Here is a 431-nt window from a genome sequence, read left to right as displayed (position 1 = left end):
TTCATCTCCTTGCGGGTGAACCAGTCGGCGAACGCCATGGGGAGGAAGTGGCCGACGTCGATCACCTCGGTGGCCTGACCCTTGATCACGGCCGAGCCCAGGATGCCGGAGGCGGAGCCGCCGACCTCGATGTTGAGCCGTTCCTCGACGATGTCGATGATCTCGTCGACGACGAGGCCCATGGAGCGGCCGTCGTCGGCGAACACCAGGATCGGCTGGGCGCCCTGGCTCGCAATGGTGACGCCTTCCATGGCAACGAGCGGCATCAGCTGCTCGCGGTATTGCACCATGTAGCGGCCGTTGCTGAACTCGATCTTGTCGGCGGGCAGCTCTTCCAGGCGCGTGACGAGGCCGAGCGGGACCGCCTTGGGCTGCGACGAGCCGGCGCGGAACACCAGCAGCGAGGTGGTCTGCTCGCCCGAGCCGATGTG

The 431-nt window shown here is 66.8% G+C and carries 1 protein-coding gene; it reads right to left on the bottom strand.

The genetic code is table 11. The features are described 5' to 3' along the window. On the bottom strand, positions 1-431 hold a 431-nt coding region (locus tag RAD10_RS41520), incomplete at both ends, for a chemotaxis protein CheW (RefSeq protein WP_461621988.1).

It is taken from the genome of Bradyrhizobium sp. 23AC, from assembly GCF_054863025.1.
The sequence above is the reverse complement of the archived record's forward strand: the minus strand, read 5'-3'. Positions and strand labels throughout refer to the sequence as shown.